Annotated in this window: 15 protein-coding genes; 7 read left to right on the forward strand and 8 right to left on the reverse strand. The window is 45.3% G+C overall.

Annotation, left to right across the window (positions count from 1 at the left end; all coding sequences use genetic code 11):
• Positions 1–15 precede the first annotated feature (15 nt).
• On the reverse strand, positions 16–288 hold the full coding sequence (gene ychH / locus AB3G37_RS14045; protein ID WP_009635424.1) for a stress-induced protein YchH: 273 nt from the start codon (positions 286–288) through the stop codon (positions 16–18).
• 301 nt (positions 289–589) lie between these two features.
• Between ychH and pth the strand changes: the two genes are divergently transcribed.
• A complete protein-coding gene (gene pth / locus AB3G37_RS14050; RefSeq protein WP_369788175.1) occupies positions 590–1,180 on the forward strand; it encodes an aminoacyl-tRNA hydrolase in 591 nt (196 codons plus the stop codon).
• 33 nt (positions 1,181–1,213) lie between these two features.
• On the opposite strand, the gene AB3G37_RS14055 is transcribed toward pth, so the two are convergent.
• Complete coding sequence (locus AB3G37_RS14055) at positions 1,214–1,735, reverse strand: hypothetical protein (RefSeq protein ID WP_369788176.1); 522 nt, start codon at positions 1,733–1,735, stop codon at positions 1,214–1,216.
• Positions 1,736–1,913: 178 nt separating this feature from the next.
• Between AB3G37_RS14055 and ychF the strand changes: the two genes are divergently transcribed.
• Complete coding sequence (gene ychF / locus AB3G37_RS14060) at positions 1,914–3,005, forward strand: redox-regulated ATPase YchF (RefSeq protein ID WP_369788177.1); 1,092 nt, start codon at positions 1,914–1,916, stop codon at positions 3,003–3,005.
• Positions 3,006–3,094: 89 nt separating this feature from the next.
• On the opposite strand, the gene AB3G37_RS14065 is transcribed toward ychF, so the two are convergent.
• Both AB3G37_RS14065 and AB3G37_RS14070 read right to left on the reverse strand, forming a co-directional pair.
• A complete protein-coding gene (locus tag AB3G37_RS14065) occupies positions 3,095–3,418 on the reverse strand; it encodes a DUF1281 domain-containing protein (protein WP_369788178.1) in 324 nt (107 codons plus the stop codon).
• Between the two features lie 121 nt (positions 3,419–3,539).
• Complete coding sequence (locus AB3G37_RS14070; protein ID WP_369788179.1) at positions 3,540–3,698, reverse strand: helix-turn-helix domain-containing protein; 159 nt, start codon at positions 3,696–3,698, stop codon at positions 3,540–3,542.
• Between the two features lie 423 nt (positions 3,699–4,121).
• Here AB3G37_RS14070 and AB3G37_RS14075 point away from each other — a divergent pair, with 423 nt between their 5' ends.
• Together AB3G37_RS14075 and AB3G37_RS14080 are read left to right on the forward strand one after the other, a co-directional pair.
• A complete protein-coding gene (locus AB3G37_RS14075; RefSeq protein WP_369788180.1) occupies positions 4,122–4,511 on the forward strand; it encodes a type III secretion system chaperone in 390 nt (129 codons plus the stop codon).
• Between the two features lie 53 nt (positions 4,512–4,564).
• The gene (locus AB3G37_RS14080) at positions 4,565–6,382 is read left to right on the forward strand and encodes a hypothetical protein (protein WP_369788181.1); all 1,818 of its coding nucleotides are present in this window, start codon (positions 4,565–4,567) and stop codon (positions 6,380–6,382) included.
• A gap of 68 nt (positions 6,383–6,450) precedes the next feature.
• Here AB3G37_RS14080 and AB3G37_RS14085 read toward each other — a convergent pair whose 3' ends face one another.
• Entirely contained in the window at positions 6,451–7,611 is a 1,161-nt protein-coding gene (locus AB3G37_RS14085; RefSeq protein WP_369788182.1) for a phosphodiester glycosidase family protein, read from the reverse strand.
• Between the two features lie 444 nt (positions 7,612–8,055).
• A complete protein-coding gene (locus AB3G37_RS14090) occupies positions 8,056–8,499 on the reverse strand; it encodes a MarR family winged helix-turn-helix transcriptional regulator (protein WP_369788183.1) in 444 nt (147 codons plus the stop codon).
• Positions 8,500–8,555: 56 nt separating this feature from the next.
• Between AB3G37_RS14090 and AB3G37_RS14095 the strand changes: the two genes are divergently transcribed.
• A complete protein-coding gene (locus AB3G37_RS14095) occupies positions 8,556–8,891 on the forward strand; it encodes a putative quinol monooxygenase (RefSeq protein ID WP_369788184.1) in 336 nt (111 codons plus the stop codon).
• A 206-nt stretch (positions 8,892–9,097) separates the two neighbouring features.
• Here the strand turns inward: AB3G37_RS14095 and AB3G37_RS14100 are convergent, their stop codons facing one another.
• On the reverse strand, positions 9,098–9,865 hold the full coding sequence (locus AB3G37_RS14100) for an SDR family NAD(P)-dependent oxidoreductase (RefSeq protein WP_369788185.1): 768 nt from the start codon (positions 9,863–9,865) through the stop codon (positions 9,098–9,100).
• 9 nt (positions 9,866–9,874) lie between these two features.
• Positions 9,875–10,960, reverse strand: coding sequence for a mandelate racemase/muconate lactonizing enzyme family protein (locus AB3G37_RS14105; protein ID WP_369788186.1), 1,086 nt, complete (start codon positions 10,958–10,960; stop codon positions 9,875–9,877).
• Positions 10,961–11,259: 299 nt separating this feature from the next.
• On the opposite strand from AB3G37_RS14105, the gene AB3G37_RS14110 reads away from it, so the two are divergent.
• Positions 11,260–12,615 (forward strand): MFS transporter, encoded by a 1,356-nt coding sequence (locus AB3G37_RS14110; protein ID WP_009635412.1) that lies wholly within the window; start codon positions 11,260–11,262, stop codon positions 12,613–12,615.
• 41 nt (positions 12,616–12,656) lie between these two features.
• Entirely contained in the window at positions 12,657–13,679 is a 1,023-nt protein-coding gene (locus tag AB3G37_RS14115) for a Zn-dependent oxidoreductase (RefSeq protein WP_369788187.1), read from the forward strand.

Here is a 13,679-nt window from a genome sequence, read left to right on the forward strand (position 1 = left end):
GGAGGCAGTGATGGGTCAGGAGTGTCGATGATTTTTACGGCAGCGAGCATCGTAATGACGTATCCAGTAATAGCGATCGGCTACCGCTTCACGGCCACCGACTCTAGCGCCGGTCAGCCACAGTAAGGCGCCAATAAAAATGCACATAATCGCGCCGTGAGTCAGAATGTCAGGCAAACCAAAGTTGGACACCTGACTGAGAACTGCGTAGGCAATACCGCCCACCATAGTCACTAATCCGAATCCCATCAATACGTTGCCGCAAACTGCTGCATTTTTACGTTTCATATATCACCTCCATTAATCCTTTAAGTGATCCTTTGCCATCTGGCAAAGCTGCAATCCCGTATCCTGATTAAATTATAGTCTTACGCTTGAATGCAGGTTGCGGATACGATCACAGTGTGGAGATGAAAAATGACAAAACTTTACGATTTTTAACGCTTATCTGCATGAAATCAGAATAGTTTTAAATTGTAACTATTCGATTCTGAAGTAAATGGCGCTTTCTTTGCCCTGCGGTTTGGCATCGGCGCCAAGCACGGGTAAACTAACGGCCAGATTATTTCCTTCAAGAAGCGAAAAGAACGTGAGCAGCATAAAATTAATCGTTGGCCTGGCAAATCCCGGAGCCGAATATGCCCAGACTCGCCACAATGCTGGTGCCTGGTATGTAGATCAACTGGCGCGTCAGCATAACCAACAGTTAAAAGAAGAGAGCAAATTCTTCGGCTACACGGCGCGTTTATCTATGAACGGCCAGGATGTTCGCCTGCTGGTTCCGACCACCTTTATGAATCTCAGCGGCAAGGCGGTCAGCGCCATGGCGAACTTCTATCGTATCGAACCCGCCGAAATTCTGGTGGCTCACGACGAGCTAGATTTTCTGCCAGGCACTGCCAAGATAAAGCTGGGTGGGGGTAACGGCGGACATAACGGCTTGAAAGATATCCAGAACAAGTTGGCTAATAACCCTAACTTCTATCGTTTACGTATCGGCATCGGCCATCCCGGCGATCGTAATAAAGTTGTGGGATTTGTGCTCGGCAAACCCCCGGCCAGCGAGCAGAAACTGATCGATGAAGTCATCGATGAGTCGCTGCGCTGCACTGATATTTTGATGAAAGACGGCTTGTTGAAAGCAATGAATCGTTTACACAGCTTTAAAGCGGAAAATTAAACCCGCAGTCGCCCTCCCCCGGCATACGGGGGATCATTTTTGTGAATAATCTCTGCCTGTTACTGACATACCCGCGGAGCCATTCAACACCTTCAAGCAGCTCGCCTTCTTATCTTGTAACGTCGTGGTGGTTAAGCGTTGCAAACCCTCTCTGGTCTTTTTGATATAGTCGTCGGCTTTCGGAACGCTGATATCACTAAACGGCAAACCACAGACATGATTCACGGACAACGTTGGGCTGCTGTCGTCGAGTATCTCAAGCACCGCTTCCGGATTATGCTCCAAACCCCACGCTAAACTGATCGTAAGCGCTTGCGCATAATCGCCGTCGCTACGTTTGGCAAAAGCAGGAACTTCACTGACCCAGCTTAGTTTGCCCTTTTTCAAATGCTGGCTAAAAGCGTCAAAATCCGCAGCAGACAAGCTGTTTAACGGTGCCGTTGGTGCAGAGGCAGCCTCGATACGCGCTTTGAGATCGCGATCTTTGGCTTGGGCAGTATTTAACGACATGGTGGCAAAGCAAAGCACCAAGGTGGACAGCAAAACTTTTTTCATCTTATTACTCGAATAAAAATCGTTATTTGATAGTAAAGCCTATCAAGGTTTGATGTTGGAAAAAAGATGCGGATCGAGTTAAGTCGACAAACTGTGTATAATGAGCGGAATTATGGTCATTACATCAGGCTGATTACTTTAACCGCCTGATTATTAAGATATTAAGGTGATATAAAACATGGGATTCAAATGCGGTATCGTCGGCCTGCCGAACGTCGGTAAATCTACTCTTTTCAATGCACTGACCAAAGCGGGCATCGAAGCGGCCAATTTCCCGTTCTGTACTATCGAGCCGAATACCGGTGTTGTTCCAATGCCTGATCCCCGTCTCGACAAACTTTCCGAGATAGTGAAACCTCAGCGCGTAGTGCCAACCACCATGGAATTCGTTGATATCGCCGGTCTGGTAAAAGGTGCATCGAAAGGTGAAGGCCTGGGCAACCAGTTCCTGACCAACATCCGTGAAACCGAAGCTATCGGCCACGTGGTGCGCTGCTTTGAAAATGACAACATTATCCACGTTAACAACAAAGTTGACCCGGCTGATGATATCGACGTCATCAACACCGAGCTGGCTTTGTCTGACCTCGACACCTGCGAGCGCGCTATTCACCGCGTGCAGAAGAAGGCCAAAGGCGGCGATAAAGACGCAAAAGCCGAACTGGCCGCGTTGGAAAAATGCCTGCCACAGCTTGAGCAAGCCGGTATGTTGCGCGCGCTGAATCTGAGCGAAGAAGACAAAGCCGCAATCCGTTACCTGAGCTTCCTGACTTTGAAGCCCACTATGTACATTGCCAACGTTAACGAAGACGGTTACGAAAATAACCCGTACCTCGATAAAGTTCGCGCCATTGCTGACGCCGAGGGCTCTGTTGTGGTTGCCGTATGTGCCGCGGTTGAATCTGATATCGCAGAGCTGGAAGACGAAGACCGCGCCGAGTTTATGGCGGAACTGGGTCTGGAAGAACCGGGTCTGAACCGCGTAATTCGCGCAGGTTACGAACTGTTGAGCCTGCAAACCTATTTCACCGCCGGTGTGAAAGAGGTCCGCGCATGGACCATTCCTGTTGGTGCGACCGCACCGCAGGCTGCCGGTAAGATCCACACCGATTTCGAGAAAGGCTTTATCCGCGCACAGACTATCGGATTTGACGACTTTGTGTCCTTCAAGGGCGAGCAAGGTGCCAAAGAAGCCGGCAAAATGCGTTCAGAAGGTAAAGACTACATCGTTAAAGATGGCGACGTCATGAACTTCCTGTTCAACGTCTAAATCTTTTTAAACGTGACGTTTTCCGCGCCGGAAATGTTCTGTAGACGACTTTTCTGACACCTATTCCCCGTCCCCGGACGGGGAATAGGTTATGCGGCTTTGAAAGTGATATTCTGCTTATTGGATCCTGCGGCATTAAACTGCCGGCGGTGCGCATCCTGATTAACTGCATGAACAATACCAACCTCGACCGTTAAACCTTGGCCAGTCTCACCGACATTCATTTTGTTCCAACACCAGCAAGCATCAATATCTTCATTAGCATCGGCCACGCTGAACCAGTCGGCGTACTTACGCTGGATAATATCGGCCATTCGTTGCTGGGCATTAAACGGTATATTCTCCCACTTGACGGCTTTAATCCCGGACTGGCGATACCACCGTTCGATCAGACGGATATTATCCATCGTCATATAATCGCCCTTCTGCAGTAAACCCAGCCAGTTTTCAAAGGCCTGAGTTTTTAAGGGGCTTCGATTGCAGATGTATATCTATTCATCCTATTAGGTATATTGATTACCGGAACACAGTCGATCACTTAGAGTTTTTCACATATTCATATCTAATTGGCCATATTTGCTCAGGCCGCAACCCAAGAAATTCAGCTATTATTCCTTCGCCCTTAGGCCATCGTCGGATCAGTATTCGCAAGTGTCTCGGAAGCAAGACCCTGTTCCCGAGAAAGAGAAGCAAGAGTTTTATTTACTTTTCTGACAGCAGCAAAATTTCATGTTTATCCCACTCTTCCTCTTTAGAAACCCTCATGATAACATCCCCTCCAAGTTAGTAAGATATAATAAATTAAGACATATTAAAAGGTTACACATTATATTTTACGGGATGAGATCATTAATCCAGTTCATCCTTAACACCGCAGCATAAATATATTTTTTAGATAAACCCACATAACAAATATGTAATACTCTGGCATATATTATAGTAATTACACAGTAGCCAGAATTACTACTAAGCATTGCTTGTTCAATATAAACAATAAAGCATTAAGAACTCACACTTCCCATACCCAGCATAATTTAGGAGGTTTTAACCGGACGAAAAATTATAATGGCACATTAAACTAAACATTAATCTAAACATTAATTAATAAGGGAAGAAATGTCTTATCAGTATATACAAACTGTGGTATCAGAATTCGGCACTCTGTTTAGTTTGGATCTTGATATATCACACGGGGCTGTATGCTTGCAAAGAAGTGATGATAGTCGATGGTATTTAGAAATAATTGATGATGCGATGGGACTAATTATTCATACTGATATAGGCCCAAGCCATGATCTCACATATGATAATATTAGCAAACTAATGGAATTAAATAGTAATTTACCTCTTATGAAAGGAGCCTGGTTTGGCATTCATGAGGAAACCGCTTCATACAGACTATTTCAAAAAATAGCATTAGCAGAAATGTCATCGAATTTATTAGATAATGAAACAAAAAAATTAATTTCATTACGTAATATGCTAATGGAAGAAAATTATTTTTAAGTGCTTAGGAGAAACATTCCGAAGCACCATTTGATAAAAACCAAGGAAATAACATGAAAGTGCCATATATAACACAAACTTCGATAACCCTTCTAAAGAATAATGAAAGTACAGAGGGTGCCGCTTTTTTTAAAGGAACTTCCTGCCCCAGGTTAAATGATTCCCTCCCTGAATATAATTTACCAGTAAAAAAAGATGAAAGTAAATTTGTTGTTGGATGGGATTGTTTAAGATTATGTGAACAACAAAAACCAATAGAAAAATCACCACCTCTTTCCGTTGCAAACCCTAACACTGAAAAAAGTGTCATTGATAAGATGGAAAGTATTTATAAAAAATCTGCAATAAGTCAAAGTGAAATTAGCTCTGAAATAGCATTAAATATATTAGACTGCTCACATGTAGAGAGTGAGAGAAAATCTCATGAAATAGGAAATGGAGATATAGTCACAAAGAATCAACTATTCTGTGTTGATGAAAAAACTGGTATAGGCCATTCTTATCTGCATGAAAGAGACAAGCCGTTTAATGATATATTATCTGATAAAAATAAAAAAATTAATGTTTTTCTCCCTGGCTATGCAACAGGCGACCGCTACACGCTGATATTTACAGCGTTAATTGAGCCGAGATTAGAAATTTCTATCGCATACACCGAAGGCAATAAAGGAGAGGAAAAAGCAGCAACGGAAGCTTTTGATGTAATCAAAAATTCATTAATTAAAAATGGGGAATTAAATCCAGAAAAAAGATTAACGTTACTGTCTTATTCAAATAATGACTTAAAGGCAGTGCGTGAAAAATTAGATGATAGCGAAACAAAATCATCTTTTACACATATTAAAGGTGCAGGCAATTGCCCTTTGCGTTTACCAAAAGATGCTGAGCATATGTTTCATATATCAGCGACAACCGAAATTATCAATCGTCATTTTCGCGAAAACGACACGTTAATATCAGATAAATTTAGTCAGGTTAAAGAAAAACTGCATAACCTCGTGACATCTGATGAACAGGAAAAGATAAATGCCCTGGTAGATGATGTCATCAAATATCATGGCATTAAAAAAGGAGATGTGGCCTTGTGGATAGCAGACAGAGAATTTGCTAACGAACGCGAGTCGCAAGCTATATCAAGACCAAGAATGTTTGATTTAATAGCGGATTATCTCAAGAAGAATGATATCTCAGTTTTTTGCATTGCAGATACCTATATAAATAGGATAAAAACATTTGATGGTAATCAGGTCATTAATAATAGACATCCCCACCGACTACCGGGATTATCTCATATAGGACGTTTTTGGGCTGAACCGCTACTCAGCCCACGTGAAAATCAGTGGTATTTTATGGATAAACTATTGGAAAAAACAGGAGGAAAATTAATTGGGATACGCAGCGGTGCGCTGGAACCTTTTGCACTTATGGGACACAATATCATTTATCTCGAGCACAAAAATATGTTCACACCTGAAAGGCATGCTTCTTGGCAGGGGGTGATACCTTACCGTCGGCTGATCACCGAAGGTTATACAGGTTATATTAAATCTAATACCGAAATAATGCGTGACCATAAAATCAACAATATGTTATCCAACCAGTTAAAAAATCTCATAAATTCAAGAAGTAAATACACTGACGAATCATTTAGTAGCATGACTGAGTCTATTATTCGTAATAAAATAGATACTCAAGAGTTGTCACCTCAACTATCACTTCAGAACGAGATTTCCGAAATACAAGAAGATATTGCGTCGGGTGTTATGAGTGAAAATGAGTTGAAATTACTGGTTAATATGCTAAATAGTGAAAAAATTAATGACAGCGCAGCGACTGTTATCACACAACACGCTAGTTCATTAACCTCTTAAAATTTTTTTTACATGCAATTAGCACTTAAATAATAGTTATATTAAAGGTATGCTTACAATTGGCATACCTATATTTCGTGCCTGGCATATTCTATATAATTTCCGACAGGAGTTAATTCTGTGCTTTGCGCATATAACATATACTCCTCATTAAGCATTAAAATTACTATCTGCGCAGAATGCCCTCCATCAAGATTTATGGATGAGCTAGGTTTGTTATTCATCCGGTCTAGTTTCATCATAAATTGGCCCCACTCATGTAAGTTACACCCTCCTTTTCGATTTTCAGACAGACAAATAGCCATCCTGACTATACCATCAGTGAAGTTTTCCGGGTAGCTAATAGCTGCCCGAGGATTCCTGTCTGCTGCATGTTTTAATTCCCCAGGTTTTATATGATTAGTTATAAAAGAGAAATCATCTCCAAGATGATACTTTTCTTCTTTAATATTAATAGCATTGGCGATTCCATTTTTTGATAAAGCCGGGGCAGATGTTAGAATCGAATGGTCTGAAAATATCATTTCAATATAGTCTTCCTTATACTCTTCTGGAGGGGTAATGCTGTTTTTTTCTAAACCATCTACAACCATGCGTCCAATTGGTGTCATCTCTGCATGTTTGGAAGATGAACGTTGTAGAAAATTATAATATCCTCCGTTTATAAAAATCGACTGAACTTTTGGTGATGTACCATATGTGTCAGAGTCACTACACTTTTTTGCATGCTGACTTACAGCATCAGATGAACGAACACGGCCTCTGAAATACCTTTGGTTAATGGCAACATAAACAATTTTATTATCAGAATCAGTATTCTTGCTTATGTTTTTTACTCCAGATATTTTCGATAAACAAGAATATCCATTAATTTCCACAAGAGTGACTCCTTTTCCCAATGATTTTAACGTTATCTGTTTTCTTAATAATTTCCCACGAAAAAGGGATTGTATTTTTATAATTTTTAATAAATTCAACTTACCCTCTTCGAGCGAACTCGACAAGAATACGTGCTTCATTATGTGTTCTAGCGTCCCTATATTTTTCTCTGCTATGAGTTTTTCGGGAATCTCATTGATAGAGGAATTATTTTCTAGCATGGGTTTCATCAGCGAGTTAGCCACTGATTGTATATTTACTAATAATGTGTCAATTCTAACTTTTGCATTTTTCGGGTTATTTGTTAATGAAATATTCATATATTGCTGATTACTTGTGATTTCTAGCACTTTAATATTCCTTAAACTAAAGAGGTGAACGTTCTAGGTAGGAGAAAGGAAGATCACAGACCGCTGGCTGAATGAATATAACAGTTAGCGCCCTGAATAACCTGATGCCAGAATAATATCGGCTGATGGCCGAGAAACGAGAAATATCAAAAAGTGCGTGGAATTAAAACGGGGATACTCACAATTTTCCGAATTGCTTTGTGAAGATACGGCTAAAATACGTACTGTGCATAAATCTTCATTCAAAGGCAATTTGCGAAACAGACTTTTCTTTTTGCGAAATGTTGGTCAGAACCCTGCAACAAAGTTCAAGACGTCTTAACCAGATATATTGAGTCAGAGGAATTTCTTCTGATTCAAAGACCCGATTGAGCGAACTTACTGACATATCGAGTAAGTTCGCTATGGTGCTAACTGACCTCCCCGCCAAAATTAGATAAAAATTCAGCCACTCAGGTCATCCGCACAGTTCGAAAGTGTTTCTGTCAACGATGCCACATTCTCCGCACCGATTGAGGTGAACATCATCTCCTCAACTCGACTAAAACCCCTATGTGCTTTGAGCAAAGTTTCCTGCCCATGAACCGTTAACTCGCTACGCAATATACGGCCATGAAGAGGATCTGGGAGCCGAGTAATAATCCCGTTCCGCTCTAAGTTGGCCAAAATACCCTGCATGGTTTGCGGAGTTACAAAGGCTGTACGTGCGAGTCGGGCGTTGGAAATACCCGGTTCGGCCTCAATCGCGCTGAGTACAGCATACTGCGGAGTAGTCAGTGAAAGCGGTCGCAAGACTTCGTCCATGCGTAATCTCAAGACGTGCTGGCAACGCTTGAGCGCATAGCCAAATCGTTTGGCGAGTAATAAGGGAGCATCAGTGGTTGACATATAAGGGTCCTGATAATAATGTAAGCATCCTTACATTATAACTTGAGAGCTGAAAAATGAACATACTTACCCAAGCTAGCGAAGAACTTATCCTAATTAATACCTTCACCGTTGAACCTTCTCGCAGCGAGGAGTTGTTAAAGATTTTGTCCGAGGCGACAGAAGAAGTGATGCGCCATTTGCCTGGATTTATTTCTGTAAAACTCCATGTCAGCACCGATAAGCGCCATGTGGCCAATTATGCAAGATGGCGAAACATGGAGGACATAAAGTCGATGATGCAGACACCGACAGCGCAATTGCATATGAAAATGGCAGCCGACCTTGCGGAATCATTCCAGCCTATCTATTACGCTCTTAGAGAGAGTATTGACGTCGAGGCTTTGGTTTAAGCAAGCAATAAACTGGCGCAGAACTGTTGAATGACCTGGAGATGCCCGCACAACTCATGGGTAACGTTTTTTAGGCATTCTCACCTTGTGAATGTTGCTCATTGTATTTCTAGCAAAGTGCAGGAAATGATTATCAGATAAAAACGAAAAAGGCCTCTGTGCTGACATTAATCGAGCATGATCATGAGTATCGCATTGGTTTAACTTCAAAAACCAAAACTCAGCGCACCACCGTCAACGGCTATTTCCTGACCATTAATGTAGCGTGCTCCATCGCCGAGCAAGAAACAAAACACCGGCGCCAGCTCTGACCACGCGTCGCCATAGCGATGCAGCGGCATGCGTGCCAAAATATTTTCCAGTCGCTGTGGGTCGGCGACCGTAGCCGTCATATTGGTTTTAACCCAGCCCGGCGCAACAGCGTTCACCACCACGTTTTGCCCCGCCCACTCTACCGCCAGGCCTCGTGTGATCCCCATTACTGCGGCCTTGGTGGAGCAATAAGGGGTAACGCCTTCAAAGCCGAGATGGGCTGCCATCGAACTGACATTAACGATGCGTCCAACATGCGGTGACTGCTTTAGCCATGGATAGCAGAGCTGGCTGGTGCGAAACAGCGCATCGACATTTAACGCGTGGATGTCTCGCCAGAATTCAGCCTCCACTTCATGCGCGTCTACGCGGCGGGTTTTCCCGGCATTATTCACCAGGAAATCGATGCCTCGCTGCTCTGCGATGTCGGCAATCGCGGCGGTCAGTGAAGCTTCATCGGTAATATCCACAGCAACATCAATCACTCCCTCGCTCCAAGGCAAATCAATGTCACGCTGCGTGGGGCGACGGCTGAAGTTGTACACGGTAGCGCCTGCGTGCCCAAGCATGTGTGCCACCGCTCGGCCAATCCCTGCGGATGCGCCGGTAACAATCCCACTGCGCCCCGCCAGCGAGAAGAATGGCAAGATAATGTCATTCATGTGCGCCCCTTACAGTTCCTGCAGATGCTGCTTCAAGAAGGTAAATCCCCAGCCAGCCCCTTCACGCGCCCAGGCTTCGCCGTTTTCTACCCGCATTTTGTTGTCGATGATGCCGTCGATCCAGTCAAAGGATTCGCAGCCGTAAAAGTTCGGCACGGTACACAGCAGCGGCACATCGTAGTCTTTGTAGTAATGTGGCAACACTGGAATGTTGTGCGCATGCGCAATCAGCGCTGACTGACGCCAGGCTTCAACACCACCAATACGAATGATGTCGGGCTGCCAAAGATCCAGCGCGTTACGAGCAATAAGCTGTTTCAATGGTTCCATATCATATTCCCGTTCACCCATAGCCAGCGCGATACCCGTTTTTTGACGGATCAACTGATAGCCCGCGAAGTCAGTGTGCGGCAACGGCTCTTCAAACCAGTGAATATTGATATCTGCCGCCAGCGTTGACAGCTTGATGGCGTCCGGCACATTCATGCCCTGATTGGCATCCATCATAATATTAAGTTTGTTACCTACCACTTCACGCACTTTGCGCAAACGCATGATATCGCACTCAATTCCGCCTTTGCTCTCCGGCGTGCCGACTTTGATCTTCACGGCACCAAAACCGCGCGCCTTGTAATCGCTGACTTCATCAATCAGCTCTTGATCGCTGTAAGAGAGCCAACCGCCTGAACCATAAACCGGCACTTTGTGGGTTGAGGCCCCCAGCAACTTCCAAATTGGCTGCTTCAGCGTCTTGCCCCACGCATCCCACATTGCCACGTTCACGGTAGCCAGCGCCCACTTTAGCAAACCATTATTGCCGAAATATTCAGTTTCTCGCTCAATAGCGGCGCTGAGTTTCGCGGTTTCGTAACACTCAAATCCAATTACCGCATCGCGTAGATCGTTGAGCGCGCCGGTAATTGCCTGCGGTGAATAGTGGAATGACAACAGATAACCTTCGCCGGTCACACCATTGTCCAGCTCAAGTTCGACCACGTAAAAAGCGATCTGGCTGATGTCATGGGTTGCATCGGAAATCGGTTTGCTCAGGGTGGATACAGCACGGTAGACGTTCATCTTTTGTATAACAGGCATAATAAAAACCTCTTTTATTGGTCTTTTTAAATCCTATACCGATATATTGGTTTTTGTGAAGATCTATTCGACATATTAAAATATATTTTTTAAAGCTTAATTATTTCAATCACATAAAAACAAAACAAAGCAAAATGTGAATGAAATGTATCAAAATCGTGATTTTTATCACGTTTAAATTAATAAAAAAGATCAATTATCGATATATCGGTGAGCAAGATAACTCTCTCTCCCTTTGCCTTTAACGCATCAGCCAACATCACTCTTATAACGATTGACTGAACCCTGAGGATTACCCTATGTCCGGAAATGCCATTCTTTATCCACAAGAGCAAACGGCTGCACGCGCTGCTTCGCGGGAAGATCGCCGCAAGCTGACGTATGTCATTGGTTCATCGCTGGCGGGCAACACCATCGAGCAATATGATTTTATGATTTACGGCCTGGCGGCCACGCTGGTGTTCCCGCACCTGTTCTTCCCCAATTTGTCACCTTTTGCCGGCACCATCGTGTCGTTCCTGACCATCGCTATCACCTTTTTCAGCCGTCCCCTGGGGGCGATATTCTTCGGCCACTTTGGCGATAAGATCGGGCGCAAGAAAACACTGATCATCTCGATCATGATGATGGGACTGGCAACCTTCGGCATTGGCTTAATTCCCAGCCATGCGGTGATTGGTAACTTCGCGCCAGTGCTGCTGGTGTTGCTGCGCCTGTGTCAGGGATTTGCCATCGGCGGCGAATGGGGCGGCGCCTCGACGATGATTGCCGAATACGCACCGCCTCATCGGCGCGGTTTTTTCGGCACTTTTGTACAACTGGGCAACAGCATTGGCCTGTTTCTCTCCACCGCCGCCTTTGCGCTGATCGCCAGCCTGCCCGATGAACAGCTGTACGCATGGGGCTGGCGCGTACCCTTTCTGGTGAGCATCGTGTTGTTGGGGCTTGGCCTGTTTATGCGCAGCAAAGTGGATGAAACGCCCGTTTTCCTTGCAGCGCAAAAGAAAAAGACCTTGCAGCCCAAACAGTCCATGCCGTTGATACGCCTATTGAAAACCCATCCTCGTGCCATTCTCACGACAGTAGCGATGCGTATGACTGAGTTGGTGTTGTCGTACTGGATTGCCGTGTTCTTTACCTCTTACGCCACCACGACTTTGGGCCTGTCACGGGATATTCCACTGATGGCGATTGCGCTGGCGAGCGTGGTAGGTACTTTTACGTTTCTGTTTTTTGGTCATCTCTCTGACAGCATTGGTCGCCGACCGCTCTATCTGGCAGGCGTGTCATTAGCGCTGATTTTTGCCTTTCCGCTGTTCTGGATGATCGGCAGCGGCTCAGTAGCGCTATTCATCTTCGCCATCGTGTTCAGTTACAGTGTGATTTACGGCCTGATGTACAGTATTCAACCTGCACTTTTCACCGAGTTGTTCAGCACCGATGTGCGTTATTCCGGCGTATCGCTGGGATCACAACTAGCCGGTGTGATTGGCGGTCTTACGCCGATTGTGTGTGCCTTCCTGATTAAGTGGAGCGGCGGTGCCCCCTGGCCGCTGTCACTGTGGTTGGGTGCCATGGCGCTGATCACCCTGTTCGCCACGCTAAAAACCAAAGAGACCCTGCATCAGGATCTTTCTGCCGACAGAAGTGAGTAATCAACCTTTCAGAACGCAGTGGCGTTCGCTTTGGAGGAAAAATGGAAAGTATCAAGGTTATCGCGCCGGGAGAATTGTGGGTGGAGACACTGCCAACACCGCAACCGGCCGCGGGAGAAGTACGCGTGAAAGTCAGCTACGCCGGGATTTGCGGTTCGGATCTGCACATTTATCACGGTTCGCATCCGTTTGTTAAATATCCGCGCATCATCGGCCATGAGTTTGCCGGTGTGATTGATGCGGTGGGTGAAGGGGTTTCTACCGATAAAATAGGCCAGCGTGTTTCTGTGGATCCGGTAGTGAGCTGCGGTCATTGCTATCCGTGCTCTATTGGGCGCTCAAATATCTGCCACCATCTGCAAGTCGTTGGCGTGCATCGTGAAGGCGGATTCAGCGAATTTTGCTGTGTACCCGAACAGCTGGCCTATGCCGTAGCGGAAAATATCGACGCGCAATCGGCCGCAATGGTGGAGCCGTTTTCAATCGCCGCCAATATGCTGAACCGCACCGGCGCCAGCGCGCGTGATGTGGCGCTGGTCTATGGCGCAGGGCCGATTGGTTTAACCGTCGTACAGGTGTTGAAAGGGGTTTACGGCGTTAAACAGTTGATCGTGGTGGATCGCCTTGATAGCCGGTTGCAGGGAGCATTGGAGAATGGCGCGGATAAGGTGATAAATAACAGTGAGGTGGATCTGGTGAGTTGGCTGCAGGAGCAACAGATTGCGCCCACGCTGGTGATTGATGCCGCCTGTCACCCTTCTATCTTTGCGCAGGCGACAGAAATCGCTGCACCCGCTGGACGCATTGGTTTGATGGGTTTTCCTGCCGAAACCTCTTCGGTAGTGCAGCGTTTTCTCAACGCCAAAGAGTTGACGGTGTTCGCGTCGCGTCTCAACAACAAGCTGTTTCCGACAGTGATTGACTGGATGGCGAGTGGCAAGATTCAGCCGCACAGGCTAATCAGCCACTGTTTTGATTTCCACGCGATTCAGCAGGCGTTGAATCTGTTTGAAACCAACCCGATGGCGTGCTGCAAAGTGCTGCTGCGGTTTAGCGAGGAGTAA

Source organism: Rouxiella sp. WC2420 (genome assembly GCF_041200025.1).
Lineage (GTDB): Bacteria > Pseudomonadota > Gammaproteobacteria > Enterobacterales > Enterobacteriaceae > Rouxiella.

Excerpts from the sequence above, each read along its gene's own strand:
- AB3G37_RS14075 (WP_369788180.1), top strand. The coding sequence starts at position 4,122 with ATGTCTTATCAGTATATACAAACTGTGGTATCAGAATTCGGCACTCTG.
- AB3G37_RS14065 (WP_369788178.1), bottom strand. The coding sequence starts at position 3,418 with ATGACGATGGATAATATCCGTCTGATCGAACGGTGGTATCGCCAGTCC.
- AB3G37_RS14095 (WP_369788184.1), top strand. The coding sequence starts at position 8,556 with ATGAACATACTTACCCAAGCTAGCGAAGAACTTATCCTAATTAATACC.
- AB3G37_RS14105 (WP_369788186.1), bottom strand. The coding sequence starts at position 10,960 with ATGCCTGTTATACAAAAGATGAACGTCTACCGTGCTGTATCCACCCTG.
- AB3G37_RS14110 (WP_009635412.1), top strand. The coding sequence starts at position 11,260 with ATGTCCGGAAATGCCATTCTTTATCCACAAGAGCAAACGGCTGCACGC.
- AB3G37_RS14090 (WP_369788183.1), bottom strand. The coding sequence starts at position 8,499 with ATGTCAACCACTGATGCTCCCTTATTACTCGCCAAACGATTTGGCTAT.
- AB3G37_RS14100 (WP_369788185.1), bottom strand. The coding sequence starts at position 9,865 with ATGAATGACATTATCTTGCCATTCTTCTCGCTGGCGGGGCGCAGTGGG.
- ychH (WP_009635424.1), bottom strand. The coding sequence starts at position 288 with ATGAAACGTAAAAATGCAGCAGTTTGCGGCAACGTATTGATGGGATTC.
- ychF (WP_369788177.1), top strand. The coding sequence starts at position 1,914 with ATGGGATTCAAATGCGGTATCGTCGGCCTGCCGAACGTCGGTAAATCT.
- AB3G37_RS14115 (WP_369788187.1), top strand. The coding sequence starts at position 12,657 with ATGGAAAGTATCAAGGTTATCGCGCCGGGAGAATTGTGGGTGGAGACA.
- AB3G37_RS14055 (WP_369788176.1), bottom strand. The coding sequence starts at position 1,735 with ATGAAAAAAGTTTTGCTGTCCACCTTGGTGCTTTGCTTTGCCACCATG.
- AB3G37_RS14080 (WP_369788181.1), top strand. The coding sequence starts at position 4,565 with ATGAAAGTGCCATATATAACACAAACTTCGATAACCCTTCTAAAGAAT.